Source organism: Bradyrhizobium sp. DOA9, assembly GCF_000617845.2.
Classification (GTDB): domain Bacteria; phylum Pseudomonadota; class Alphaproteobacteria; order Rhizobiales; family Xanthobacteraceae; genus Bradyrhizobium.
This window is the reverse complement of sequence record NZ_DF820425.1, coordinates 6507395-6530921: the sequence shown is the minus strand read 5'-3', so window position 1 is coordinate 6530921 and position 23527 is coordinate 6507395. Positions and strand designations below refer to the sequence as shown.

41 protein-coding genes are annotated in these 23527 nt (G+C 65.2%); 32 read left to right on the top strand and 9 right to left on the bottom strand.

Annotated elements, in window-relative coordinates; translation table 11 throughout:
• Positions 1-14: 14 nt before the first annotated feature.
• Positions 15-332: a heat shock protein HspQ gene (hspQ, locus tag BDOA9_RS30895; RefSeq protein WP_025037818.1), complete on the top strand. Its 318-nt coding sequence runs from the start codon at positions 15-17 to the stop codon at positions 330-332.
• Positions 333-358: 26 nt separating this feature from the next.
• On the opposite strand, the gene BDOA9_RS30890 is transcribed toward hspQ, so the two are convergent.
• Together BDOA9_RS30890 and BDOA9_RS30885 are read right to left on the bottom strand one after the other, a co-directional pair.
• Positions 359-676, bottom strand: coding sequence for a hypothetical protein (locus BDOA9_RS30890; protein WP_152033544.1), 318 nt, complete (start codon positions 674-676; stop codon positions 359-361).
• Positions 673-1116, bottom strand: coding sequence for a hypothetical protein (locus BDOA9_RS30885; protein ID WP_025037816.1), 444 nt, complete (start codon positions 1114-1116; stop codon positions 673-675). Before BDOA9_RS30885 ends, BDOA9_RS30890 begins: the two co-directional genes overlap by 4 nt.
• A gap of 252 nt (positions 1117-1368) precedes the next feature.
• On the opposite strand from BDOA9_RS30885, the gene BDOA9_RS30880 reads away from it, so the two are divergent.
• Complete coding sequence (locus BDOA9_RS30880; protein WP_025037815.1) at positions 1369-1773, top strand: Rieske (2Fe-2S) protein; 405 nt, start codon at positions 1369-1371, stop codon at positions 1771-1773.
• Positions 1774-1783: 10 nt separating this feature from the next.
• Here BDOA9_RS30880 and BDOA9_RS30875 read toward each other — a convergent pair whose 3' ends face one another.
• The gene (locus tag BDOA9_RS30875; RefSeq protein ID WP_025037814.1) at positions 1784-2374 is read right to left on the bottom strand and encodes a hypothetical protein; all 591 of its coding nucleotides are present in this window, start codon (positions 2372-2374) and stop codon (positions 1784-1786) included.
• Between the two features lie 334 nt (positions 2375-2708).
• On the opposite strand from BDOA9_RS30875, the gene BDOA9_RS30870 reads away from it, so the two are divergent.
• The 20 genes from BDOA9_RS30870 to BDOA9_RS30780 all read left to right on the top strand — a co-directional run bounded on the left by BDOA9_RS30870 (position 2709) and on the right by BDOA9_RS30780 (position 13467).
• Entirely contained in the window at positions 2709-3029 is a 321-nt protein-coding gene (locus BDOA9_RS30870; protein WP_025037813.1) for an iron-sulfur cluster assembly accessory protein, read from the top strand.
• Positions 3030-3070: 41 nt separating this feature from the next.
• Positions 3071-3364: a NifU family protein gene (locus BDOA9_RS30865; protein ID WP_025037812.1), complete on the top strand. Its 294-nt coding sequence runs from the start codon at positions 3071-3073 to the stop codon at positions 3362-3364.
• Positions 3365-3376: 12 nt separating this feature from the next.
• A complete protein-coding gene (gene nifS, locus BDOA9_RS30860) occupies positions 3377-4573 on the top strand; it encodes a cysteine desulfurase NifS (protein ID WP_025037811.1) in 1197 nt (398 codons plus the stop codon).
• Positions 4570-4794 carry a putative nitrogen fixation protein NifT gene (nifT, locus tag BDOA9_RS30855; protein WP_025037810.1) on the top strand — a complete coding sequence of 75 codons (225 nt, stop codon included), beginning with the start codon at positions 4570-4572 and terminating at the stop codon, positions 4792-4794. Before nifS ends, nifT begins: the two co-directional genes overlap by 4 nt.
• Positions 4791-5657, top strand: coding sequence for an SIR2 family NAD-dependent protein deacylase (locus tag BDOA9_RS30850; RefSeq protein ID WP_025037809.1), 867 nt, complete (start codon positions 4791-4793; stop codon positions 5655-5657). Before nifT ends, BDOA9_RS30850 begins: the two co-directional genes overlap by 4 nt.
• A gap of 287 nt (positions 5658-5944) precedes the next feature.
• Positions 5945-7504 (top strand): nitrogenase cofactor biosynthesis protein NifB, encoded by a 1560-nt coding sequence (gene nifB, locus BDOA9_RS30845; protein ID WP_025037808.1) that lies wholly within the window; start codon positions 5945-5947, stop codon positions 7502-7504.
• Between the two features lie 10 nt (positions 7505-7514).
• Positions 7515-7739, top strand: coding sequence for a 4Fe-4S binding protein (locus BDOA9_RS30840; protein ID WP_025037807.1), 225 nt, complete (start codon positions 7515-7517; stop codon positions 7737-7739).
• Positions 7740-7749: 10 nt separating this feature from the next.
• On the top strand, positions 7750-8058 hold the full coding sequence (locus BDOA9_RS30835) for a HesB/IscA family protein (RefSeq protein WP_025037806.1): 309 nt from the start codon (positions 7750-7752) through the stop codon (positions 8056-8058).
• Between the two features lie 13 nt (positions 8059-8071).
• Complete coding sequence (locus tag BDOA9_RS30830) at positions 8072-8602, top strand: hypothetical protein (protein WP_025037805.1); 531 nt, start codon at positions 8072-8074, stop codon at positions 8600-8602.
• Entirely contained in the window at positions 8595-9368 is a 774-nt protein-coding gene (locus BDOA9_RS30825) for a 4Fe4S-binding leucine-rich repeat protein (protein ID WP_025037804.1), read from the top strand. Before BDOA9_RS30830 ends, BDOA9_RS30825 begins: the two co-directional genes overlap by 8 nt.
• Entirely contained in the window at positions 9365-9682 is a 318-nt protein-coding gene (locus tag BDOA9_RS30820) for a nitrogen fixation protein NifZ (protein WP_025037803.1), read from the top strand. Before BDOA9_RS30825 ends, BDOA9_RS30820 begins: the two co-directional genes overlap by 4 nt.
• Positions 9682-9921, top strand: coding sequence for a nitrogen fixation protein NifZ (locus tag BDOA9_RS30815; protein WP_025037802.1), 240 nt, complete (start codon positions 9682-9684; stop codon positions 9919-9921). The genes BDOA9_RS30820 and BDOA9_RS30815 overlap by 1 nt, the downstream gene beginning before the upstream one ends.
• A 10-nt stretch (positions 9922-9931) precedes the next feature.
• Positions 9932-10291: a DUF3024 domain-containing protein gene (locus BDOA9_RS30810; RefSeq protein ID WP_025037801.1), complete on the top strand. Its 360-nt coding sequence runs from the start codon at positions 9932-9934 to the stop codon at positions 10289-10291.
• A 15-nt stretch (positions 10292-10306) separates the two neighbouring features.
• Positions 10307-10576 carry a DUF6129 family protein gene (locus tag BDOA9_RS30805; RefSeq protein WP_025037800.1) on the top strand — a complete coding sequence of 90 codons (270 nt, stop codon included), beginning with the start codon at positions 10307-10309 and terminating at the stop codon, positions 10574-10576.
• On the top strand, positions 10573-11781 hold the full coding sequence (locus BDOA9_RS30800) for a DegT/DnrJ/EryC1/StrS family aminotransferase (protein WP_025037799.1): 1209 nt from the start codon (positions 10573-10575) through the stop codon (positions 11779-11781). The genes BDOA9_RS30805 and BDOA9_RS30800 overlap by 4 nt, the downstream gene beginning before the upstream one ends.
• Positions 11782-11816: 35 nt before the next feature.
• The gene (locus tag BDOA9_RS30795) at positions 11817-12125 is read left to right on the top strand and encodes a 2Fe-2S iron-sulfur cluster-binding protein (RefSeq protein ID WP_025037798.1); all 309 of its coding nucleotides are present in this window, start codon (positions 11817-11819) and stop codon (positions 12123-12125) included.
• Between the two features lie 16 nt (positions 12126-12141).
• Positions 12142-12366 (top strand): hypothetical protein, encoded by a 225-nt coding sequence (locus BDOA9_RS30790; protein ID WP_025037797.1) that lies wholly within the window; start codon positions 12142-12144, stop codon positions 12364-12366.
• A 15-nt stretch (positions 12367-12381) separates the two neighbouring features.
• Positions 12382-12831, top strand: coding sequence for a Rieske (2Fe-2S) protein (locus BDOA9_RS30785; protein WP_025037796.1), 450 nt, complete (start codon positions 12382-12384; stop codon positions 12829-12831).
• A gap of 11 nt (positions 12832-12842) precedes the next feature.
• The gene (locus BDOA9_RS39140; protein WP_167523652.1) at positions 12843-13010 is read left to right on the top strand and encodes a hypothetical protein; all 168 of its coding nucleotides are present in this window, start codon (positions 12843-12845) and stop codon (positions 13008-13010) included.
• A 22-nt stretch (positions 13011-13032) separates the two neighbouring features.
• Entirely contained in the window at positions 13033-13467 is a 435-nt protein-coding gene (locus BDOA9_RS30780; protein WP_025037795.1) for a group II truncated hemoglobin, read from the top strand.
• Positions 13468-13469: 2 nt separating this feature from the next.
• Here BDOA9_RS30780 and BDOA9_RS30775 read toward each other — a convergent pair whose 3' ends face one another.
• From BDOA9_RS30775 to BDOA9_RS30760, 4 genes are read right to left on the bottom strand one after another with little or no spacing between them, the layout of a single operon-like run.
• Positions 13470-13715 (bottom strand): hypothetical protein, encoded by a 246-nt coding sequence (locus BDOA9_RS30775; RefSeq protein WP_025037794.1) that lies wholly within the window; start codon positions 13713-13715, stop codon positions 13470-13472.
• Between the two features lie 12 nt (positions 13716-13727).
• Positions 13728-14492 (bottom strand): dienelactone hydrolase family protein, encoded by a 765-nt coding sequence (locus tag BDOA9_RS30770; RefSeq protein WP_025037793.1) that lies wholly within the window; start codon positions 14490-14492, stop codon positions 13728-13730.
• A 38-nt stretch (positions 14493-14530) separates the two neighbouring features.
• The gene (locus tag BDOA9_RS30765) at positions 14531-14860 is read right to left on the bottom strand and encodes an iron-sulfur cluster assembly protein (RefSeq protein ID WP_025037792.1); all 330 of its coding nucleotides are present in this window, start codon (positions 14858-14860) and stop codon (positions 14531-14533) included.
• A 7-nt stretch (positions 14861-14867) separates the two neighbouring features.
• Positions 14868-15347, bottom strand: coding sequence for a hypothetical protein (locus BDOA9_RS30760; RefSeq protein ID WP_025037791.1), 480 nt, complete (start codon positions 15345-15347; stop codon positions 14868-14870).
• 343 nt (positions 15348-15690) lie between these two features.
• On the opposite strand from BDOA9_RS30760, the gene BDOA9_RS30755 reads away from it, so the two are divergent.
• Genes BDOA9_RS30755 through BDOA9_RS30745 form a run of 3 tightly spaced genes read left to right on the top strand, consistent with a single transcriptional unit; the run spans position 15691 to position 16628 of the window.
• Positions 15691-15924, top strand: a complete 234-nt coding sequence (locus BDOA9_RS30755; RefSeq protein WP_025037790.1) for a BolA family protein — start codon at positions 15691-15693, stop codon at positions 15922-15924.
• 18 nt (positions 15925-15942) lie between these two features.
• Positions 15943-16278, top strand: coding sequence for a Grx4 family monothiol glutaredoxin (gene grxD / locus BDOA9_RS30750; protein ID WP_025037789.1), 336 nt, complete (start codon positions 15943-15945; stop codon positions 16276-16278).
• Complete coding sequence (locus BDOA9_RS30745) at positions 16275-16628, top strand: (2Fe-2S) ferredoxin domain-containing protein (RefSeq protein ID WP_025037788.1); 354 nt, start codon at positions 16275-16277, stop codon at positions 16626-16628. The genes grxD and BDOA9_RS30745 overlap by 4 nt, the downstream gene beginning before the upstream one ends.
• Before the next feature lie 3 nt (positions 16629-16631).
• Here BDOA9_RS30745 and BDOA9_RS30740 read toward each other — a convergent pair whose 3' ends face one another.
• Together BDOA9_RS30740 and BDOA9_RS30735 are read right to left on the bottom strand one after the other, a co-directional pair.
• Complete coding sequence (locus tag BDOA9_RS30740; protein WP_025037787.1) at positions 16632-17042, bottom strand: ArsC/Spx/MgsR family protein; 411 nt, start codon at positions 17040-17042, stop codon at positions 16632-16634.
• A gap of 9 nt (positions 17043-17051) precedes the next feature.
• Positions 17052-17486: a response regulator gene (locus BDOA9_RS30735; RefSeq protein ID WP_025037786.1), complete on the bottom strand. Its 435-nt coding sequence runs from the start codon at positions 17484-17486 to the stop codon at positions 17052-17054.
• A gap of 394 nt (positions 17487-17880) precedes the next feature.
• Between BDOA9_RS30735 and nifH the strand changes: the two genes are divergently transcribed.
• The 7 genes from nifH to BDOA9_RS30700 all read left to right on the top strand — a co-directional run bounded on the left by nifH (position 17881) and on the right by BDOA9_RS30700 (position 23516).
• Positions 17881-18765: a nitrogenase iron protein gene (nifH, locus tag BDOA9_RS30730; protein WP_025037785.1), complete on the top strand. Its 885-nt coding sequence runs from the start codon at positions 17881-17883 to the stop codon at positions 18763-18765.
• 76 nt (positions 18766-18841) lie between these two features.
• Positions 18842-19558 carry a nitrogen fixation protein NifQ gene (locus tag BDOA9_RS30725; protein WP_025037784.1) on the top strand — a complete coding sequence of 239 codons (717 nt, stop codon included), beginning with the start codon at positions 18842-18844 and terminating at the stop codon, positions 19556-19558.
• Positions 19559-19601: 43 nt separating this feature from the next.
• Positions 19602-20045 carry a Fur family transcriptional regulator Irr gene (irr, locus tag BDOA9_RS30720; protein ID WP_042336897.1) on the top strand — a complete coding sequence of 148 codons (444 nt, stop codon included), beginning with the start codon at positions 19602-19604 and terminating at the stop codon, positions 20043-20045.
• Between the two features lie 141 nt (positions 20046-20186).
• Entirely contained in the window at positions 20187-21368 is a 1182-nt protein-coding gene (gene nifV / locus BDOA9_RS30715; protein ID WP_042336820.1) for a homocitrate synthase, read from the top strand.
• Positions 21369-21375: 7 nt separating this feature from the next.
• Positions 21376-22143 (top strand): serine O-acetyltransferase, encoded by a 768-nt coding sequence (gene cysE / locus BDOA9_RS30710; RefSeq protein WP_025037781.1) that lies wholly within the window; start codon positions 21376-21378, stop codon positions 22141-22143.
• Positions 22136-22465, top strand: coding sequence for a nitrogenase stabilizing/protective protein NifW (gene nifW, locus BDOA9_RS30705; RefSeq protein WP_025037780.1), 330 nt, complete (start codon positions 22136-22138; stop codon positions 22463-22465). The genes cysE and nifW overlap by 8 nt, the downstream gene beginning before the upstream one ends.
• A 208-nt stretch (positions 22466-22673) precedes the next feature.
• Positions 22674-23516: an electron transfer flavoprotein subunit beta/FixA family protein gene (locus BDOA9_RS30700; RefSeq protein WP_025037779.1), complete on the top strand. Its 843-nt coding sequence runs from the start codon at positions 22674-22676 to the stop codon at positions 23514-23516.
• Positions 23517-23527: the final 11 nt, after the last annotated feature.

Genomic DNA, 23527 nt, shown 5'->3' with positions numbered 1-23527 from the left:
ATGCGGCAGCAGCGATGATCAAGACGAGGCTCGCCAGGTACAATATCGGTCAGGTGATCCGCCACCGGCTCTACGCGATGCGCGGTGTCATCTTTGACGTCGACACGTCGTTCGCCGGCACGGATGGTGAGCCGGCTCCCGGCGGAACGGCGACAGGCCTGGTTTACCGCTTGTTCGCCGAAGACGACGAAATTCCCTATGTGGCCTGTATTGCCGAGAATGACCTAGAGCCCGACGATTCGGGCGAGCCGGTCAGTCATCCCGCGATCGGGGCGATGTTCGAGGTCGGCGAAGCCGGCGGCTATCGCCGGCGCAGGCACGCGTTGAACTGACGCGCGGGGTGCGCGGCGACCCAGGTTTACTCGATCCCCTGTTCGCGCGCCTTCATCATCGCAGCGATCCGGAACCGTTCGTGGATGGCGACCGGGTTGGCGAGCATGCCGGCCTCGGCCTGCTTGAACGCGGCGAGCACGATCTCCGCCTCCGTCTGCGTCAGGGGCACGCGGCCGGCCATATGGGTCGCCTCCGGCGCGGCCGCATGGATCGCGCGGCGATAGGGGTGATCCTTCACCTCGATCAGCTCGTTCGCTTCGAGCTTGCCGCCCAGCGTGATCGCAAGCCCGACCACCTCGAGCCTGCGGCCGTCCTGCGTGGTCTTGACCAGGATCGCCATCACAGCACCCGCGGCATGGCAAAGCCGGGACGGGGATGGGCGTCGTAATAGTCCGGGCGCTCCGGCCAGCCGCCTTCGGCGATGAAATTGAATGCGGTGATCTTCACCGGCGCGCCCTGCGAGCAGGAGACCTCGGCGAACTTGATCTCGCGCGGGCCGGGCCCGGCTGAAAAGTCCGCTACCACGGTGCCGTCGGCCTTGCAGGCGCGCGCAAAGCCCGGCGTGCCGACGCTGTTCGCCGGCACCGGATTGGCCGCGAGGCTTACTCCGGCGTCGTTGAAGGCCGGGCTCGCAAACTTGAATGAGGCGAGGACGGCGCTGCGGTCCACCGGCCGATCGGCGGTGATCGGGCGCGCCACCGAATAGACGGTCAGCGTGCCGCCATCGAGCAAAGCCTTGATCTCGTCTTCCGAGCAGGCGGCGAATTCAGACGCGACGTTCATGCCAGTCTCCATGCCAAGCGGGCCTGGCTGAACAACATCAATTTCCATGCCACCTCGCGGGAATGGCCCGGGAGCCGTGACGTCGCCAAAACCGGGGGAATCGGCACCGCATTGACCCGGCATGCCGACAGGGCGGATGACACCGCTGTCGCATGTCGGATTCCTGACCTGACGCGGTCGTCACGTCATGTCCTCAAGCCTAGCGCGATTCTTGCACGGTTCGAGCGATCCGCCCGCTCGAACGAGGACAGCATGGACCAGAATACCGCCTATGCGATCTGCGCCTTCAACGACATTCCAAGCCAGCGGGCGATCGGTTTTCATCTCATGATCCTCGGCGAGGACGGCGCGCCGCGGCCCTGGCCGATCGTGATCGTACGCTGGGGCAAGCAGGTCTTCGGCTATCTCAACCGCTGCCCGCACAATGGCGTGAATCTCGACTGGGAACGCAACCAGTTCCTGGACGGCAACGGCACCCGGCTGATGTGTGGCAAGCACGGGGCGACCTTCGAGCTCGGCACCGGCACTTGCGTGGACGGGCCGTGCAAGGGCGAGAGCCTGACGCCGATCGCCCTCGCCGTGCTCGACGGCGATATCTGCGTCACCGGCGTGACGCTGGTCGAGGACGACGAGACGGCCTGCGAGGAGGAAGTCTGACGCCGACGCGTCAGACCGGACGGTTCTCGTTGCGGTTCTTCACCGGCTCCATCTTCGCAACACCCTCCTCGAAGGAGATCTCGGTATAGGAGCCGTCGAGATCCTTGGCAGCGTCGAGCAGGTAATCGAGCTTGCCGGCGGTATCGAGCTTCTTGATGTCGTTCTTGTCGACGCCGGCAAGGTCCATCATCTCCTTCCACACCGTCGATTCGTCGCAGGGAAGCACCCGAAACTCGATATCGCCGATCTTGGTGCGGTATTTCGCCAGGAAGTCGATGTTGTTGCAGAACATGAAATAGCTGCCCTTTGGGCTCAACGCGCCATCCAGCACCTTGGCGACGTCGGCGAGATACGCGTAGGAATGCAAGTAGCCGGCGAGCACCGGGATGGTCGTTTCGCCTTCCTGCGCCACGGTCAGCACCTGCTCGATCGAATAGTCCGGCGGACGTTTTTCGTCGGCGACCTGGGCCTGGAATTTCAGCGCGATGTCGCCGCGGAAGCCGAAGCGGCCGGGCTTGGTGGTGTCGCCCTTCAGCACCGCGTTCAGCAGCCGTCCCTCCTTGTCCAGGCGGCCAAGGGCGGTGTTGTCGATCGACGTCATGGATGTCTCCTTGTTGCATCTGCCGCGCGGCCGTCGGCCGCCGCGAAGGTTTCGATGGCCCTTATGCAAGGAGTTTGCCGCCTGCCCGCGGAGGCGTCGAAAGTGTGAATGCGGCGGGAATCCGAACGGCTCCCGCGACCTCGACTCATCGCCCGGTATCGCGTTGCCACTCAGTGGCCCGCGGGCCGTCAACGACGCCTGTCGCAAACCCGACAAGCGTCGCAAAGACAACAGCCGGGTGGTGGAACGAAAATGCAGCAATTTCAGGCTTGTGAGCTCTGGCACGGGACTTGCGATCCCTCCTTGCAACAGACCCAGACAGCGAGGGCGAGCGATGATCAACCTGACGGATAGCGCGGTGAATGCGGTGAAGACCGCGATCTCCTCGGCGGCGCAGCCGGCGAGCGGCTTGCGCATCATGGTCGAGACCGGCGGCTGCGCCGGCTTCAAGTACATGATGGGCCTCGCCGAGGAGGCCAAGCCCGATGACACCGTGATCGAGCGCGGCGGCGTGAAAGTGTTCGTCGACAATATGAGCCACGAGCATCTCAACGGCACCACGATCGATTTCGTCGTGGCGCTGGAGGGCTCCGGCTTCACCTTCGACAATCCCAACGCGAAGTCGAGCTGCTCCTGCGGCAAGTCGTTCAGCTGAACCGCAATCCTTCGATCGCTCCGCAAGAAAGAGAATGTGAAATGCTCGTCGAATCCGAACACCTCAAGCAGGCGCCGGCCGCCGAACCCAACGAACGCGAGCGCATCATTCGCGCCGTGCTCGACGAGGTCAGACCCAATCTCAAGCGCGACGGCGGCGATTGCGAGTTGCTCGAGATCGACGGCAACAAGATCATGGTCAGGCTGACCGGGGCCTGCGTGTTCTGCAAGCTGGCGAGCGCGACGCTGGAGGGGATCCAGGCCAAGCTGATCGAGCGGCTCGGCGAGTTCGTCCGCCTGATTCCGGTCGCTGGAGCGGCCAAAGCCCGTCATTGAGAAGGGGGCTCCGTGCGGCCGATCTACCTCGATAACAACGCGACGACCCGCACGGACCCTTCCGTCGTCGCGGCGATGCTGCCGTTCTTCTCCGACCAGTTCGGCAATGCCTCGTCGGCCCACGCCTTCGGCAGCGATGTCGCGGCGGCGGTGAAGGAGGCGCGCCGCGGCGTGCAGGCGCTGATCGGCGCCGCCTTCGACCACGAGATCGTCTTCACCTCCGGAGGCACCGAGTCCGACAATGCGGCGATCCTGTCGGCACTCGCCGTGCAGGAGGGACGCGACGAGATCGTCACCACCGCGGTGGAGCATCCCGCCGTGCTGTCGCTGGTCGAGGAGCTCGGCCGCCGCGGCATCAAGAGCCATCTCATTCCCGTGGATGCGCGTGGCCGGCTCGACATCGAGGCTTACAGGCGCGCGCTCAGCCCGCGTACCGCGATCGCGTCCGTGATGTGGGCCAACAACGAGACCGGCACGATATTCCCGGTCGAGTTCCTGGCGAAGATGGCCCGCTCGGCCGGTGCGCTGTTTCACACCGATGCGGTGCAGGCCGCCGGGCGAATTCCGATCGATCTCAAGACGAGCGAGATCGACATGCTCTCGCTGTCCGGCCACAAGCTGCACGGTCCCAAGGGCATCGGCGCGCTTTACCTGCGGAAGGGAACGAAATTCAAGCCGCTGATCCTGGGTGGTCCGCAGGAGCGTCGTCGCCGCGCCGGCACCGAGAACGTTCCCGGCATCGTGGGCCTCGGCAAGGCGGCCGAGCTTGCGGCGGCGCAGCTCGAACGTGAGCGGGCGGAGATCGCCGCGCTGCGCGACCGGTTGGAGCAGGGGATTCTGCGGCTCGGCCACTGCATGGTGCTGGGCGACGTCAAAAGCCGGCTGCCGAACACGTCGAATATCGCTTTCGAGCATGTCGAGGGCGAGGCGATCATCCACCATTTGAACCGGGCCGGTATCGCAGCCTCGCTGGGATCGGCCTGCGCCTCCGGCTCGATGGAGCCTTCGCATGTGTTGCGCGCGATGCATGTGCCGGCCGCGTCCTTGCGTGGCGCGATCCGTTTTTCCCTGTCCCGCGAGACCACGGCCGAAGACATCGACCGGGTCCTGCTGGTGCTGCCCGAGATTCTATCGAAACTGAGAGCATTGTCTCCGTCGTGGCAAGAGCGCGCGAGCGACACCTCTCGTCCTGCGGAGATGAGCCTATGAAAGTCATGATTCGCCGTTCGCCGGAGACCGGCCTGTCGATTTACGTGCCGAAGAAGGATCTCGAGGAGCCGATCGTGGAATCCGAGCACGAGACGCTGTGGGGCGGCTGGATCAAGATTGCCAATGGCTGGGTGCTCGACCTGCCGCAGATGGCCGCCGACACCAACCTGCCGATCACGATCAACGCCAAGAAACGCGGCGGCGAGGGAGACGAGCGATGAACGCGCCGGTCCCACAGATCGATTTCGCTGCGCCGGCCGATGCCGAAGCGATCCTCGGCGAGGTTGTCGCGCAGCTGCGCGGCGGCAACGTCATTCCCTATCTCGGGCCAGGCGTCGCCGAACTCAGCGGCCCGTCCGTGCCGATGACTCCGGAAGCGCTAGCGGCCTTCTTCGGCACCAAGGTTGCCCTGCCGCGACGCGCCCGGGGCAATGCCTGGGCTTCGGCGCAGCACATCGAAAGCAACAAGCACCGTGCCACGGTGACGGCCCTGATGGCGGAAGCCTTTGCCGCGCCGGTCGCGCCGACGGCGCTGCATCTTCATTTTGCCACCCTGCCGCTTCCGCTGATCGTCGACAGCTGGTACGACGGCGCAATGCGCAGTGCGCTCGCCGGACGACATGATTGGGGCGAGATCCAGGGCATCACCCGCGCCGGCATCGGCGAGGACCGCTGGTACCGGTTCTACGATGCCGACGGCCAGGAGGTCGATCGCGCCCAGGCCAAGGCCTGGACCACGATCCTCTACAAGCCGCACGGTAGCGTCGCTCCAGCCAAGAACTTCCTGATCTCCGACGCCGACTATGTCGAAGTGCTGACCGAGATCGACATCCAGACGCCGATCCCGGACGAGGTGAAGGCGCGGCGCATGGGCCGCAGCTTCCTGTTCCTCGGTTGCCGCTTCAACGACCAGCTGCTGCGCACCTACGCGCGGCAGGTCTCGAAGCGTTCGACCGATACCCATTATACCGTCGTTGAGCCCGATGCGCTCTCGAAGAACGAGCTGCGCTTCCTGGTGAGCCAGGGCCTGACCCCGCTCGCCATCCCGCTGGCGCGGGCCGTCGAGATCGTGCTCGCGGGCTGACCTCCATCGCATCGCCGATTCCATGGATCTCCGCACGAGTAATCCTCGCGCGGAGATCCCGCACGCATTGATGCATCTCGCCGGGATGTCGCGTCTGTCACCTTTGCAACATGCGTTGAGAACCCGACATTTCCGCGTGAGCGCGCTAACTCCTTGAAGCAAGCGGAGAAAGTCGCTGGCGCGGCGGTGGCATGCGGGTTGCTAATACCTTTCTAGAACGGCTCTTAGGACGTTTCTCGAAATCCGAGCCGCAGAAATCTGTTCGGCCTGCAAGGAGAACTGAGCACATGGACGTTTCAGCGCAACACGATGCGAGCAGCGGCAATCTTGCCGAGGTCGGCGAGATCATGCAGGCCATTGCCGAGCACAAGGGCTGCGGCACCACCGGCGGCAGCGGCAAGGCGAGCTGCGGATCGCAGGCCGGGCAGGGCGACCTGCCGACCGAGATCTGGGAGAAGGTGAAGAACCACCCCTGCTACAGCGAAGAGGCGCATCATCACTACGCGCGCATGCACGTCGCGGTCGCGCCGGCCTGCAACATCCAGTGCAATTACTGCAACCGCAAATACGACTGCGCCAACGAATCGCGCCCCGGCGTCGTCAGCGAGAAGCTGACGCCCGAGCAGGCCGCCAAGAAGGTGCTGGCCGTCGCCTCCACCATCCCGCAGATGACCGTGCTCGGCATCGCCGGTCCGGGCGATCCCCTGGCCAATCCGGAAAAGACCTTCAAGACCTTCGAGCTGATCTACAATACGGCGCCCGACATCAAGCTCTGCCTGTCGACCAACGGCCTCATGCTGCCCGATCACGTCGACACCATCGCGAAGTACAACGTCGACCACGTCACCATCACCATCAACATGGTCGATCCCGAGATCGGCGCGAAGATCTACCCCTGGATCTTCTACAAGCACAAGCGTTACACCGGCTACGAGGCCGCCAAGATCCTGACCGACCGGCAGCTCCAGGGCCTGGAGATGCTGACCGAGCGCGGCATTCTCTGCAAGGTCAACTCGGTGATGATCCCGGGGATCAACGACCAGCACCTGGTCGAGGTCAACAGGGCCGTGAAGTCGCGCGGCGCCTTCCTGCACAACATCATGCCGCTGATCTCTGCGCCTGAGCACGGCACCGTGTTCGGCCTCAACGGCCAGCGCGGCCCGAGCGCGCAGGAGCTGAAGGCGCTGCAGGATTCCTGCGAGGGCGAGATGAACATGATGCGGCATTGCCGGCAGTGCCGCGCCGACGCGGTCGGTCTGCTCGGCGAGGACCGCAGCGCCGAGTTCACCACCGACAAGATCATGGCCATGGAGGTCAAGTACGACGCCGAGACCCGCAAAGCCTACCAGGAAAAGGTCGAGGAGGAGCGCATCGCCAAGGTCGCGGCCAAGCAGGAGGAGCTCGCCGAGCTCGCCGGCACGTCGAGCGACATCAAGGTGCTGGTGGCCGTCGCGACCAAGGGCTCCGGCCTGATCAACGAGCACTTTGGTCATGCCAAGGAGTTCCAGGTCTACGAGCTCTCCACGGCAGGCGCCAAGTTCGTCGGTCATCGCCGCGTCGACCTCTATTGCCAGGGCGGCTACGGCGAGGAAGACAGCCTGGAGACGATCATCCGCGCCATCAACGATTGCCATGCGGTGTTCGTCGCCAAGATCGGCGGATGCCCGAAGGGCGACCTGATCAAGGCCGGGATCGAGCCGGTCGATCAATATGCCCACGAGTTCATCGAGAAATCCGCGATCGCCTGGTTCAAGGCCTATCTCGACAAGGTCAACAGCGGCGAGATCGAGCATGTGGAGCGCGGCGACGCCGCCATCCGCCAGGGCGCGCTGATTTCGGCGGCGTGAGGAGAGACCGATGCCATTCAAGATCATCGCTTCGCAGTGCACGAGCTGCTCGGCCTGCGAGCCGGAATGCCCGAACGTCGCCATTCGCGAGAAGGGCGGGACGTTCGTGATCGACCCCAAGAAATGCACCGAATGCCTCGGTCATTTCGACGAGCCGCAATGCGTGGCGGTCTGTCCGGTCGACAACACCTGCGTCATCGATACGTCGCTGCCGCGCTACCAGGCGCCTGCTTGAGGGGGATGGGATGAACTTCACGATCACACCGGCGGCGCAAAAGTTCATGCGCATGATGCTCCGCGTCGATGGCGGCGCGGGCAGCGGCTTCCGCCTCGCTGTCAGCCCCGGCGGCTGCTCGGGCCTTGCCGCCGACATCAGCGTGCGGGCCGAGCCGCAGGCCGGCGATGCCGTGGTCGAGCGTGACGGCGTCAAGCTGTTCCTGCCGGCGGAAAGCCGGCTGCTGCTGGACGGCGTCACCATCGACTTCGCAGATACCGCGACCCAGACCGGCCTCGTGTTCCACGATCCGAAGCAGGTCTCCTGCGGACATCATTGAACAGGCGATAGGGATGCCCGACACGTTCGTCAGCCCGCAGGTCGAGATCAACGAGGCGCTCGTCACCGGCGCCTTGCTCGGGCGCGGGCTGCCGAGCGAGGCGGAACATCATCTCTGGGAAGCCGGTCTTTCCTACCACCTGGACGACATCGCCGAAGGCCATTTACGTGAAGCCGAGGCGCTCGCGCCGGGTCACGCGGCCGTGCTGATTGGCCTCTATCGCTTCTACTTCTACAAGGGGCGGCTGGCCGAGGCGCTGGACGTCGCCCGACGCTGCCTCATGAAGGCTGCCGAGGAAAACAATCTCCCTGCCGATTGGCGACAGGTGCGGGCGGGTGATGCCGAGTTCGGCCGCTATGAGAACATCCTGCCGCGGTTCTTCCTGTTCTCGCTGAAGGGCTATGCCTATTTGCAGATGCGCCTCGGCGAGACCGAGGAGGGGCGGCTTGCGGTGCAGAAGCTGCTCGAGCTCGATCCCACCGACAAGATCGGTGCCAAGGTTCTCCTCGGCGTGCTCGAGCGGATGGGGCAGGACGATGAGTGACGACATCGACGAAGCCCTCGACTGGCTGGGACGTTGGGTCGACTGTACGACTTGCACGCATCTGACGCTTAATGGCGCAGGCGGCTGCCGGATCAAGCATGCCTGCGTCAACGATCGCTACGCGCGCCGCATCGATCGCTTCTTCAACTGGAATCCGGGCCTCGCCGACGGTTATCTCGGCCATCCGCATTTCGAGGTACGTGCTATCGCCGCAAAATCCGCCAATCTGTTCCTGCTTCCGCCGCTGCTCGGCGATGCCGACGAAACGGTGCGCTGGAATGCCGTTCGCCGCCTGCCCAGGCGCTATGCGCTGCAATTGCGCAAGGATCCGCATCGCGAGGTGAGAATGCGGGTTGCAACCCTGATCGACGGTGACGACCTGCTGCCGATGGCTTCCGACGAGGACTATTACGTCCGCCTCGTCGTCGCGCGCCGTTTGGCGCCGCTGCTGCTCGGCCGGATGATCGACGACGAGGAGGCGGAGGTCCGCCGCGTGGTCGCCCGGCGCATTCCGGAGGAATGGCTGCTCGGCATGATCAACGACCGCGATGCCGCGGTGCGGCTCGAGGTTGCCCAGCGCATGTCGCCGGAGCTGCTGGCGCTGATGCGCGGCGATCCGGATTGGCGCGTCCGCTACGAGGTCGCGAGCCGTGCCGCCGTCGGCGAGCTCATGGGGCTCGCCGAGGACCAGGACAGCCTGGTGCGCGAAGTCGCGCGGTCGCGGGTCGCCGTGCGGCTGGAACGAGGAACGGGAGCTTCGGTATGAGCAACATCGTCCGCGACAGCGACGTCGTCGAGCTGTCCGCGCCGCCGTTCTTTGGCTTCGGCGAGAAGGTGCGGGCCAAGCGCACCATTCGCAACGACGGCACTTATGCCGGCAAGGAGATCGGCGACATCCTCGCGAAGAAGGGGGAGATCGGCTACGTCGTCTCGATCGGCACCTTCCTCCAGCAATTCTACATCTATGGCGTCGAATTCCTCGAAAGCGGCAATCGCGTCGGGATGAAGCGCAAGGAGCTCGACCCCATCACCCCGCGCGATGCGGTCGAGGACATTCCCCTGCCGGAGACCATGTCATGATGATCGAACCCAGATTGCCGAAATACCAATGGGGCCAGCGCGTGAAGGCGGCGGTGGACCTGCTCAACGACGGCTCGTTTCCGGATGCGCCGGCCGAAGCCCTCCTCGTCGGAGTCGGCGGCACCGGGGAAATCGTCCAGGTCGGCAGGCACACCGACGCCAATCTGCCGATTTACCTTGTCGAGTTCGGCGAGCGGCTGGTGGTCGGCTGCCTCGAAGAAGAAATCAGTCCGCTCTAGGGATGCCACGATGAACGCCGCGGTCCTCAGACAGCCCGCCATAGGCCTGCCCGCGCATCCCAACGAGCTCGATCGCAGGCGGATCGAGCGCGCGCTCGGATCGCGCAAGCGCTATCGCTACGTCTCGCCGATCGTCAGGGGCGTGACCGGCGGCTATCTGGTCGAGAGCCCCTGCTGCTCGCGCAACATCGACGCCGAGGGCGGCGTCATTGATGTCGCGCTGCTGCATCACGATGCGGCGGGCGCGAGCTGGAAGCTCTTCCGCAAGGACCACAAGACGGGCGCCTGGGAGCTGCACGGCGTGCATCAGCGGCTCACGTCGGTGACCGATGTCCTGAACGCTGATCCCGAACGCGTGTTCTGGCAATAGCAGGAGGTTGGGAAGATGGCGGTCGCTGCAACCGAACTGACCGAAATTGAGCGGATGCTCGGCTCGCCCGAAGCGGTGACCCAGGCCTTTCTCGCGCTGCGCCAGAAATTTCCCCACCTTGCCTGGATCCGCTGCGATGCCTCTGATGTGACGGAGACCCCGTACCGCAGCGTCGGCGCGTTCGACCTGCATCTGCTCGACAGCGCCGATCATTGTGCGCAGATCACGGACGATCCCGGACGCGCGACCGGCATCGTGCTCGCCAAGCGGGCGGCCGGGTCATGACGGAGCCCGCCCTCGCTTATGACGACGTGGCCGAAGCGGGCGAGGTGTCCGTCGGGATCGGGCACGACTTCATTCCGCTCTCCGACCCAGATGTCACGCTGGCGGAGATCGCCGCGGTGGACACGGTTTTGCGCTCGCCGCGGCTTTCCAGTGGTCCGCTGGCGGAGGACTTCGAGGCGGCGTTCGCCGCCTATGTCGGCCGCGCCTATGCGGTTGCGGTACCGAGCGGCACCATCGGCCTTCTGCTCGCCCTGAAGGCGTATGGCATTGGTGCCGGCGATGAGGTCGTCGCTTCGTCCTATTCGTTCCGCGAGACTGCCCATGCGATCAGTCTCGCCGGCGCCAGGCCGGTGTTCGCCGATATCGACTATTGGTCCGGAACGCTGGCGCCGCAGAAGGTGGAAGAGCGGATCACGCCGAGGACGCGGGCCATTCTCGCCGGCAACACCAATGGCCATCCGGCGCCCTGGTCGGAGCTGCGCGACATCGCGGAGCGGCGCGGCGTCCTCCTGCTGGAGGATTCCACCGAGGCGATCGGCTCGCGCTACAAGGACAGGCTGGTCGGCAGCTTCGGCGACGTCGCCGTGTTCGATTTCGCGCAGCCCTCGCTCCTGACCTGCGGCGAGGGCGGTATGCTCGTCACCGACGACATAGACCTCGCGGTGACCCTGCGCCGTCACCGCGCGCATCGGCTGAACGAGCGTTCCTCGGTCGTGGTGAGCTCGGCCGCGGCCTATCAGGCCGGGATCAGCGATCTCGCGGCCGCGCTTGGCCTCGCCCAGCTCAAGCGCATCGACGAGATCATCGAGCGGCGCCGGCTGGTCGAGCAGCTTTACGCGACGCACGTGCAATCGTTCGAGGGCATCAAGCCGCCCTATATCGCACCTGACGTGACCGAGGTGAACTGGTTCCTGTATCTCGTGCATCTCGGCACGCGCTTCACCCGCTCGAGCCGCGACGCCATTGCCGAGGATCTCCGGGTCGAGCAGGTCGAGGCTGCCGCCTACAGCCATCCGCTGCATCTGCAGCGGCATTATTTCGATCTCGGCTACCGCCGCGGCGATCTGCTGGTGACGGAGAAGATCGCCGATCGCGCCGTCGCGCTGCCGTTCCATACCCATCTCACCGACAGCCAGATCGAATTCATCGTCGAGACCATGAAGGACGCCTCGATCAACGTGGGCGCAGGCGCGGCGATCTACTGAAGTGCACATCACCAACACCCAGGAGGACGACAATCATGACCACGCTGACCGTAATGCCCGCCGGCAAGACCGTTGAGGTCTCCGAGGGAACGACGCTTCTGGCCGCGCTGCTCGGGGCCGAAATCGCGATCCCGCACAAATGCGAAGGCCAGGCCAAATGCGGCTCCTGCCACATCTTCGTGCACGAAGGGCGAAAGGGGTTGTCGAAGATCGCGCGTCTCGAGAACGAGAAGCTCGACAGCATCGTCGGCGTCGGGTCGAAGTCGCGCCTCGCCTGCCAGGCCACCGTGCTCGGCACCGAGGACGTCAAGATCGAGCTGCTCGGCTTCTCGTCGGGCTTCTGAACGGTGGAGCGGGACGATGGATACGCAGACACTCATTCTTCACGCGCGCTTTACGCCTGATGGCACCGTGGTCGAGATCAGCGAGCGGCCGGACGGCCTCACGCCGCAGGCCTGGTTCAACTTCCTCAGCGACAAGGCCGGCGACGTTTACCAGACGCTTGCGGGCGGCCGTGGCGTGTTCCGCCTGACGCGCGAGGAGCTGGCGGCGCTGAAGCAGGCGGCCGCGCCGGCGGCGGCCTAGCCGGGGAGAGCGCGGATGGCGAGGGAAGAGATCGACGTCTTCGTCGTCTGCGCGAGCGACGAGATCGAGCGCGGCAGCGCGCGGGCCTTCAGCCTGTCGCGGTTCGATGCGTCCGGCGAGAGCCGCCCGTTCCCGATCGTCGTGGTCCGGACCCACGGCAACGATTATGTCGGCTACGTCAATGCCTGTCCGCATGACGGCGTCTGGCTCAACATCGGCAGTGGCGACTTCTTCACGCAGGATCGCGCCTTCCTGAAATGCGGCCGTCACGGCGCCACCTTCGAGATCGACAGCGGGCTCTGCATCGACGGTCCCTGCAACGGCAAGAGCCTCCAGCCCATCGCGCTGGCGGTGGTCGATGGCGAGGTCTGCCTCTGCGGCGAACGGCTGGTCGAGGACGACCGGCCGTTCGGGGCCTTCGACGACCAGGAGGAGACCATGGACATCATGATTCATCCGGATTAGCGGAGGCCTCGGTGACGGTCGCTCAACTGCTCGATCGCCTGAAGGGGCTGCCGGAGGACGCCGTCGTGCTGATGGACAGCGGCGACGGACTGTCGCGCGTCTCCACGCTGGAATTTGTCGCCGATCAAGGCCCTGGTGCGCCGGCGGAGGTTATCCTGTCGCCCAGCATGGACGAGTAGATCTGAGCGGGAGAGTATCGGCATGAGCGATACGTTGGTGACTGTTTCAATGTACGAGCGGATCGGCGGCCCGGTTGTCATCGACCGCCTGGTGGAAAGCTTCTATCGCCGAATGGACGAAGCTCCGGAAGCCGCCGGCATCCGCGCCATGCATGCGGACGATCTGACCTCGACCAAGCAGGTGCTGAAGCGCTACCTCACCGAATGGACCGGCGGCCCAAAGCTCTATTCGCCGGAGAAGGGCCACCCGCGGCTGCGCCAGCGTCACATCGGCTTTCCGATCGGCGGCCCCGAGCGCGACGCCTGGCTGCTCTGCATGCGCGGCGCGCTGGCGGAGACGGTCGCCGACGACGCAGCGCGGGCAGAGCTCGATGCCGCGCTGACCAAGCTCGCCGACTGGATGCGAAACCAGGCCGGCAATCCGCACGATGCGCGCGGTGGCCACGAAGGGGCGTAGCGTCAATCCGACAGCGGCAAACCGAAGAACTCTTCTTCGGCGCCGCCCCAGGCCTTGTGCAAGGCAAGGCCGCTTTGCCACTTGCTCATCTCGCTTTCGGTCGGCACGCGGTGGGTGATCTTGCCTTCGGGCTTTTCGGCCAGCAAGAATCCCTTGCCGTTCCGGATGAAACGATTGAGGTCCTTGGCATCGGTCGGCCGCACGACGCAGCGCGGTGCGTCGTCGATGAGAATGGTCGTCGGCAGCATCTCGCTGGATCCTCAATCCATGGGCGGTCCGAGATCGTCGCTTCCCTTCTTCTTTTTCTTCTCGGTCTTCGCCTGGGCATAGGCGCCGGCGTTCTTCAGCAGGATCGGCTGCTGCCCTTCGACATATTGCGAGATCCAGAACATGGTCCGTTCCAGGGCCGTCGCCGCCGCGTCCTCGCGATAATTGCCGCGCTCGTCGCAGCCAAAACCCTGGGCGGCCTCGGGATATGTGAAGGCGCTGACATCGGGGCGAAAGGCACGGAATTGCGTGATGGCCTCCAGCGGCAGCTCCGGGTCGCTCTCGCCGAAATGCAGCAGCGTCGGCACCCTGCGCTTCTCGCGATAGTCGGCGACGGTCTCGCTGCCGTCATAGCCGATCACGCAGGCGATGCCGTTCACCTTGTTGGCCGCGGTGTAGGCGAGGTCGCCGCCCCAGCAATAGCCCAGCACCGCCACCTTGCCGGCATCCTTCACCGCGTCGACGGTCGCCTGGATGTCGGAGATCGCCTGCGCCTTGTCGATTTGCGCGCCGATCGCGGCGCCCTCGGCCTTGCCGCCGTCGTCGTGACCCAGACTGAGACCCGGCTTGACCCGGTCGAACAGGGAAGGTGCAATCGCGACGTAGCCTTTGGCTGCGAATGCATCGACGGCCTTCCGGATCTCGGCGGTGAGGCCGAAGATATCCTGGAGCACCACGACGGCTCCCTTGGGCGTGTCCGCGGGCTCGGCGCGATAGGCGGAGAAACGTGCTCCGTCGCTGGCGGTCAGTTCGATCATTGTGTCCTCTCCTCTCCGATTGGCGCTTGGTTGTTGCGTTAGAGCAGGCCGAGCTCGAGCTTGACGTCGTCGGTCATGCGCGAGGAATCCCAGGGCGGGTCGAAAACCAGCCGCACCGCGACGGTCGCGACGCCGCCGACCTCGATCACGGCCTTCTCGACCCAGGACAGCATTTCGCCGGCGACCGGGCAGCCGGGCGCGGTCAGCGTCATGTCGATCTCGACCAGCCCGTCGTGCTTCGGCTCGATTCGGTAGATCAGGCCGAGGTCATAGATGTTCACTGGGATTTCCGGATCATGAACCGTCCGCAGCGCGGCGATGATGCCCGCGATAAGAGTCTCGTCGTCGGCAAGCGCTGTGGTGGTCATCGCTACCTCACTGGAGCCCCTCGGCAAGCGCGGCGACCACCGGCCAGCCGACCGCGCCGGTGGGATCGAGCCGGCGCAGCGCGGCGAGCAGCTCCTGGGCCTGTTTCTGCTCGTCCTTGCGCAGATGGATGAAGGCGAGCGCCTTCAACGTGTAGAGCGCGAAGCGGCCGGCGCCGTCAGGCAGTTCGGCTTGTGGCTGCCAGCTTCGCCAGTTGGGACTCCAGCCGGCTTGGTGGGCAGCCTCGCGCAAACCACGCTCGGCGATGCTCTGGGCCTCTTTGAGACGACCGCGATAGGTGTGGGTCTTGTAGAGGCAGAAATAGACCGCGAGCTCCGTCGGCGCGGCCTCCAGGGCCTGCCGGAAGATGCGATCGGCTTCAAGCGGGTCGCGCCGATAGCTGACCACGCCCTGTTGCAGCAGCGAGTCGATTTCGGGCGCGAGCTCGCCGAAATTGATGCCGTCGGAATCGACGAGAACGGCGGTCATGGGCGGCTATCTTTCATCGGGCCTCGGCGTCGACTGGAGTCTGTGTGGGACAATTCGAGTTCCTCGTCTGGCGTATCGGAATACGGGTTCAATCCTCGCAAAGCAAAAGCCGGGCCGATCGAGAAATGCCGCGATGGCGCAGCGATTCGAGGCGATGCGAGCCATCATCGCAATCTCCGGAGCGAGACCATCCGCATTCGTCACGTCATCGACACGGACGCGCGCGGCGTTGTCGCAAGTCGGACATCACGGCGGTGTCGGGCGCGCAAGTCCCTCTGAACACACATGTTCCGAAACTGGTTTGGCGCTTGCATGGAGCGGGCGCAGAGCAGGAGGGTGCGACATGGCGATGGCGGGACCGGAGATCGAGCAGTTGATCAGGGAAGCGTTTCCGGACGCTCATGTGATCGTGACCGATCTCGCCGGCGACGGCGATCATTACGGCGCGCGCGTCGTTTCGCAGGCATTTGCCGGCAAGAGCCGGATCCAGCAACACCAGATGGTCTATGCCGCCTTGAAAGGACAAATGGGCGAGGCGCTGCATGCGCTCGCGCTCGAAACGGCGGTGCCGAAATGAATATGGAAGGATAGAGGAATGAGCGAACCGACCGAACAACGGATCAGGGACATCATCGCAGGCAGCGACGTCGTGCTGTTCATGAAGGGCGTTCCGGCCGCTCCGCAATGCGGCTTCTCCGGCACCGTCGTGCAGATCCTGAATGGTCTCGGCGTGCCCTTCACCGGCATCAACGTGCTCGCCGATCCCGACATCCGCGAGGGCATCAAGTCGTTCTCGACCTGGCCGACCATCCCCCAGCTCTACGTCAAGGGTGAATTTCTCGGCGGCTGCGACATCGTGCGGGAGATGTTCAAGCTGGGCGAGCTGGCTGCCGTGCTGAACGACAAGGGCGTCGCGGTGGCGGCGTCATGAGCGACGGGATGACCGAGGACTTCGAGCTGCCGCAGCTCTACCGCCATCACGTCTTCGCCTGCCATACCCAGCGGCCGCCCAGCCATCCGCGCGGAAGCTGCGGAGCGTCCGGCGGCGGTCCGCTGTGGGAGCGGCTCGGCAAGGCGATCGAGGCGAAGGGGCTGACGGATGTCGGCTTCACCGCATCGGGCTGTCTCGGCTTCTGCGCGGCCGGTCCGTTGATGGTGGTCTATCCCGACGGTGTCTGGTATCGGCCGACGACGCCGGAGGATATCGACGAGATCGTCGAGCAGCACCTGCAGCAGGGCCGGCGTGTCGATCGCCTGGTGATGGTGCTCGCCCGGCGCTGAGCATCACGGCTCAGCGCACCGCGGCATCGCCTCCGGCCGTGTGCAGCCTTGAAGGTCGTTCCGCCCGCCGCCGAGCAGCGACGGAATCGGCTCGCGGTCGAAACCCGCGCATCTGGCGCCGTCGGCATCGATCAGCGGACGCCGGATCAGCAGGGGATCGTCGAGCATCAAGGCGATCGCCTCCGCCGCGTCGATCTCCGCCGGCTTCACCTCGCCGGATTTGATCCGCGGCGCGGCCGGGTTGAACCAGGACGTGACGGGCGTTGCACCGAAGAAGGAGAGCAGACGCCCTGCCGTCCATGGCTCGGTCAAGAGGCTCTTCGCGATCACCTGATGCCCTGCCGCCTCCAGGGCGCGAGCTTGCCGGGCATTGGTGCCGCAACCAGGCTTCTGGTAGAACAGGATGGTCGCCACGCCGGCGTCCTATTTCACCATGCTGAGCTGGACCAGCGGCGCGGCGCCTCCGCGGCCGAGGATGGTGTCGACCTTCTTGCGCACGCCTTCCAGCGTCAGCGGCTTCACCACGGCGCCATGGGCGCCGGCCTTCATGGCCTCGACCGCAATTGTCTCGTCGGACTTGTCGGTCACGATGAGGATGCGCACGCCCGGAAACCTCGCGCCGAGCTCGCCGATCAGCTCCGTTCCGCGCGCTTTCAGGAACGAGACGCCGAGCAGCACCACGTCCGGCTTCAGCCATTCCACGCCCTTTTCGTAGGCCTCCTCCGGCGTCGCGAGCTCGTGCGTCTCGATTTCGTCGTGCAGCATGAATTGCAGCGCCGCGCGGGTGATCTCGTCCTCGTCGACCACGAACACGCGCCGCTGGTCGACCGCCTTGGCCGTCTCGACACCGATCTGCATCTGTCGTTCTCCTCTCATCGCGTCAAAAGGAGAGTTAGCAATTTCCGTTCCGCATCTGCGCTGCGGGAAACTGCGGTGCATTGGCACCGCGAGCGCGGCGATTCTTGTCCGGTTTCTGACAGAGACCGTATCTCTGTAGGGTTCGGCACAGCTGGTGTCGGCAGTGGCGATCGAAATATTTCGCGAGTGTGGTCAGCATCTTAGAGCGCGCGAAGCGAATGGCACGCCAGTTGCTATTTGGATGCAGCAACAACGAGTGAGGGCTGAGAACACGCCGACGCCACTGGCGAGCGATGTTCTCCTTCCCGAACCCCGCGGGCCCACGCTTCTGAGAGAGAAGCAATCTCGCGCGAGCAGCGCGGAGTCATTTGGCAATCGGTTGATGGAGAGCAACATGTCTTCACTGAGGCAAATCGCGTTTTACGGCAAGGGTGGTATCGGCAAATCGACGACGTCGCAGAACACGCTCGCGGCGCTTGCCGAGATGGGTCACAAGATCCTGATCGTCGGCTGCGACCCCAAGGCGGACTCGACCCGCCTGATCCTGCACGCCAAGGCGCAGGACACCATTCTCAGCCTCGCTGCCAACGCCGGCAGCGTCGAGGATCTCGAGATCGAGGACGTCATGAAGGTCGGCTACCAGAACATCCGCTGCGTCGAGTCCGGCGGTCCGGAGCCGGGCGTCGGCTGCGCCGGCCGCGGCGTCATCACCTCGATCAACTTCCTGGAAGAGAATGGCGCCTATGAGGACATCGACTACGTGTCCTACGACGTGCTCGGCGACGTCGTCTGCGGCGGCTTCGCGATGCCGATCCGCGAGAACAAGGCGCAGGAAATCTACATCGTGATGTCCGGCGAGATGATGGCGATGTACGCCGCCAACAACATCTCCAAGGGCATTCTGAAGTACGCCAATTCCGGCGGCGTTCGCCTCGGCGGCCTGGTCTGCAACGAGCGCCAGACCGACAAGGAGCTGGAGCTGGCGGAAGCGCTGGCCAAGAAGCTCGGCACCCAGCTGATCTACTTCGTGCCGCGCGACAACATCGTGCAGCACGCCGAGCTGCGCCGCATGACCGTGCTGGAATATGCGCCGGAGTCCAAGCAGGCGGATCACTATCGCAACCTCGCGACCAAGATCCACAACAACGGCGGCAAGGGCATCATCCCGACCCCGATCAGCATGGACGAGCTCGAGGACATGCTGATGGAGCACGGCATCATGAAGGCGGTTGACGAAAGCCAGATCGGCAAGACCGCCGCCGAGCTCGCGACGGCCTGACGATCCTGCCGGCCTTCCCAACCGGGAAGGCCGGCCTCTGTCGACGACCTCAACGGCATAACCGGCGGAGCCTTCCGTGATTGCGGCGCATGCGAGGACCAGCGAAGCGACGGCGCAGCGACCGGCATGGCCCGTCGGGCCGCATGCCGGAATAGCGTTCTACCGCCTGCTGACCGGCTGCGATCCCGCGGACGCGGATATCCGCGCCGACGATGATTTCGACCGTCACGTGCTGGCCTCGATCCTGGCCGCAGCGGTGATGGACGGCGGCCCTCTCGCCGAACGCGCCGGGCTGTCGGAGCAGGAGCTCAACGACCTCTTCGCCCGCAATTTCCCCGCAGCAACGGTCCGCGCATTCGCGTGGATGCCGAGATCGGTGTCCGAGAGCGACGACGAGACCGCCATGGTGCGCGATCTCCTGCTCGCACAGCGCTCGACCGATGGCGATGTCGGCCGCTGGTTGGCGGCCATGGTGGCGCGGCGGGCGATGGAGCCGAACCACCTCTGGGAAGATCTAGGCTTGCGCGAGCGCCCCGAGCTGTCGCGGCTCCTGACGCGTCATTTCGCGCCTCTCGCGTCGCGCAACACCGCGAACATGCGCTGGAAACGCTTCTTCTACCGCATGCTGTGCGAGGACGACGGCTTCGTGATGTGCACGACGCCGGTCTGCACGGATTGCAACGATTTCGACCTCTGCTTCGGCGAGGAGAGCGGCGAGAGCCGGATGGCCGAGCGCCGGCGGGAATTTTTGCGCGCCGACGACGATCGGGTCGATGCGGCCCGGCCGGCGTGAGGTGATCATGGACGCGTATTCCGGAACTTGCTTGGTCGATGTCATGGACGCAGGGCTGCCGGCGCAGCTCCAGGACGAGCCCGGCCCGATGTTCCGCCGATTGCGCGACGCCGGCCTGCGGCCGACCCGCCAGCGCATGTTGCTGAGCGAATTGCTGTTCGGTCGAGGCGACCGCCACGTCACGGCGGAGATGCTTTTTGCCGAAGCAGCCGAGGCCAACATCCAGCTCTCGCTGGCGACGGTCTACAACACACTGAACCAGTTCACCCAGGCTGGGCTGCTGCGCCGGATCGGCCCGGATGGCTCGCGCTCGTTCTTCGACACCAACACGACGGTGCATCCGCATTTCTACCTTCACGGCGAAGGCATCCTGATCGACGTGCCCGAGACGCTCGTGCTGGCGCAAATGCCCGAGCCTCTGCCGGGCCACGAGATCTCGCGTCTCGACATCATCATCCATATCCGCCCCAAGGCCGCCGACATCTGACACGCCTGTCTGCCCCTGTCGGATTTCCGACAAAGCAAGAAGTGTCGAGAAGTCCATCGATTTCAGATGCTTGGCGGTCGCCCCGACAATGGCACGGGGGTTGCTGAACTGCTGATCGGAATGAATGATTGGAGGACGCGGATGGCGTTTCCCGGCCCAACGACCCGATCGGACGGAGTCCAGCCCCGGTCCGTCGTTCTCAACGACACCACCTTGCGCGACGGCGAACAGGCGCCGGGCGTCGCCTTCACCACCGCGGAAAAGCTCTCGATCGCCCGCGCTCTGGCCTCGGCCGGCGTCACCGAGATCGAAGCCGGCACGCCCGCCATGGGTCACGACGAGGTGAGTGCGATCCGCGCCATCGTCGAGGCCGACCTGCCGGCGACGGCGATCGGCTGGTGCCGCATGCGCACATCCGACGTCGATGCGGCGATCGAGGCGGGCGTCTCCATGGTCAACGTCTCGATCCCGGCCTCCGACGTGCAGATCGCGGCCAAGCTCAGTGGTGGACGGCCGGCAGCGCTGGAGCAGGTGAGGCGGGTGGTCGGCTACGCCCGCGACAGCGGGCTCGACGTCGCGGTCGGCGGCGAGGATTCCTCGCGTGCCGACGTAGATTTCCTGGTCGAGCTGATCGCAACCGCAAAGGCCGCGGGCGCGCGGCGCTTCCGCATTGCCGACACCTTGAGCGTGCTCGATCCCGACGCGGCCTTCGCGTTGCTGACAGCGCTCCGTGCCACGACCGACCTCGAGCTCGAGTTCCACGGCCATGACGATCTCGGTCTTGCGACGGCCAACACGCTGGCCGCGATCAAGGCCGGTGCGACGCACGCCTCGGTCACCGTGATCGGCCTTGGCGAGCGGGCGGGCAATGCGCCGCTTGAGGAGGTCGCCGTCGCGCTCAAGCAGCTCTATGGCCGCGAGACCGGCGTGGTGCTGTCCGAGCTGAAGCACGTTGCATCGGTGGTTGCGGCCGCGGCGGCGCGGGCCATCCCTCTGAACAAGGCGATTGTCGGCGAGCATGTCTTCACCCACGAATCCGGCATTCATGTCGACGGCCTGTTGAAGGACCAGCGCACCTACCAGGCACTGGATCCGCACCTGCTCGGCCGCTCCAACCGCATCGTGATCGGCAAGCATTCGGGGCTCGCAGCAATCACAGCGCTGCTCGCCGAGCTCCAGCTGTCCGCCAGCGCGGACGAAGCAAAGTCGGTGCTCGCCCGTGTCCGCCAGCACGCCGTCGAGCACAAGGGCGCCGTTGGTCGGGAAACGGTGACGTCGATCTGGCGCGAGGTGCGCGAGCGCTCGCTCCTCAACTGCGCGTGAGGGTATCATGGCCTGCATCGTCGACATTCCGCTCGCTGAAGCCTCTCCTTCCGGAGCGGTGAAGCCGTCGCTGCTGAAGCTGATCCGCGAGGACATCGGCTGCGTACGCCAGCGCGATCCCGCCGCGCGGAGCCAGCTCGAGACGGTCCTGACCTATCCCGGCATTCATGCCGTGATCTGGTACCGGATCGCGAACCGGCTGTGGACCTCAGGCTGGCGCTTTCCGGCGCGCCTCTTGTCCTGGTTCGCCCGCTTTGTCAGCAACATCGACATCCATCCCGGCGCGCGTATCGGCCGGCGCTTCTTCATCGACCACGGCGCCTGCGTCGTCATCGGGGAGACCGCGGAGATCGGCGACGACGTCACGCTCTATCACGGCGTCACCCTCGGCGGCACGTCCTGGTTTCCAGGCAAGCGTCATCCGACGCTGGAAGACAGGGTGGTGGTCGGAGCCGGCGCGAAGATCCTCGGGCCGATCACCGTCGGCGCCGGCTCGCGCGTCGGCGCCAATTCGGTGGTGATCGACAGCACCCCGCCGGACGTCACCGTGGTCGGCATTCCCGCGCGCGTCGTCCGCCCGCAGCTCAGCCATCGTCGCGTCGTCGGACGGATCGATCTCGACCATCATCTGATGCCCGACCCCGTCGGCGATGCCATCGCCGTATTGCTCGACCGTGTCGAGTTCCTTGAGGCGCGGCTGAGCCATATGCAGAAGCGTGCAAGGGATGCCGGTGCATCCGCGCCGCAGAACCAGATGGAGACCGACCATGGCTGATGGAATCCTCGCGCAACTCAACGAGGCCTCGGCGGCCGAGGAATTCTTCACGTTGCTCGGCGTCGACTACGATCCGAAGCTCGTCAATGTCGCGCGGCTGCACATTCTCCGGCGGATGGGCCAGTACCTTGCCGGGGAGGACTTGGCCGGCGTGCCGGACGAGATCGTGGCGGAGCGGTGCAAGGCGGTGCTGGAGCGAGCCTATGCGGATTTCGTTGCATCTTCGCCGATCGATCAGCGCGTTTTCAAGGTGCTGAAGGACGCGGTCGCGCCGCAGCCGAAGCAGGGGCCGGCATTGGTGCAGATCGGTGTGCTGAAGTGAGCCCGTGCTCTGTCGCATTTGCGACGCGTGTCGCAGCGGCGTTGTCGGCTCCCCGCCCGAAGCGGATGCAAGCGATACCGTCGCCATTCTAAGTCGCTGTGTCCGCGCCTGATTTTCATCGTTCACGCAGTTGGTACGACACTTGCTGTTCCTGCTCTGAACGAGGTTTTTCGAAGACGAGTCCTGAAGACGAGTTCTGGAGACGCACATGCACATCGTCGTCTGCATCAAGCAGGTCCCCGACTCCGCGCAGATTCGGGTGCATCCCGTAACCAATACCATCATGCGCCAGGGCGTGCCGACCATCATCAACCCCTACGATCTGTTTGCCCTGGAAGCGGCATTGGAGCTGCGCGATCAGTTCGGCGGCGAGGTCACGGTGCTGACCATGGGCCCGCCTTCGGCCGAGGACTCCTTGCGCAAGGCGCTGACCTTCGGCGCCGATCGCGCCGTGCTGCTGACCGACCGCTTTTTCGCCGGCGCCGATACGCTGGCCACCACCTATGCGCTCGCCACCGCGATCCGCAAGATCTCGACCGAGTTCGGGGCGCCCGATCTCGTCTTCACCGGCAAGCAGACTATCGACGGCGATACCGCGCAGGTCGGTCCCGGCATCGCCAAGCGGCTCGGCCTGCTGCAGTTGACCTATGTCGCCAAGATCAGCGCGCTGGACCTGACCGCCCGGACCATCGACGCCGAGCGGCGCTCCGAAGGCGGCGTGCAGCTCCTGCGCACCAAATTGCCCTGTCTCGTCACGATGCTGGAGGCGACCAACCAGATCCGCCGCGGCGCGATGGCCGACGCCTTGCGCGCCGCGCGCGCGCCAATCGTGAAATGGAGCGCGCAGGACGCCGGCGTCGAGGACATCTCCAAATGCGGACTGCGCGGCTCGCCCACCATCGTCAAGCGGGTGTTCGCGCCGGCCGCGCGCAGCGAGAAGGCGGCGCTGATCGAGGTCGGCGAGCAGCCGGCGGAGGCGCTGATCGACGCCATCTTCAAGCGCCAGCCGGCGCTGGAGACCGAGCTTGCGGCGCTGGCGCGCGGCTATTGAGGCGAGGGGAA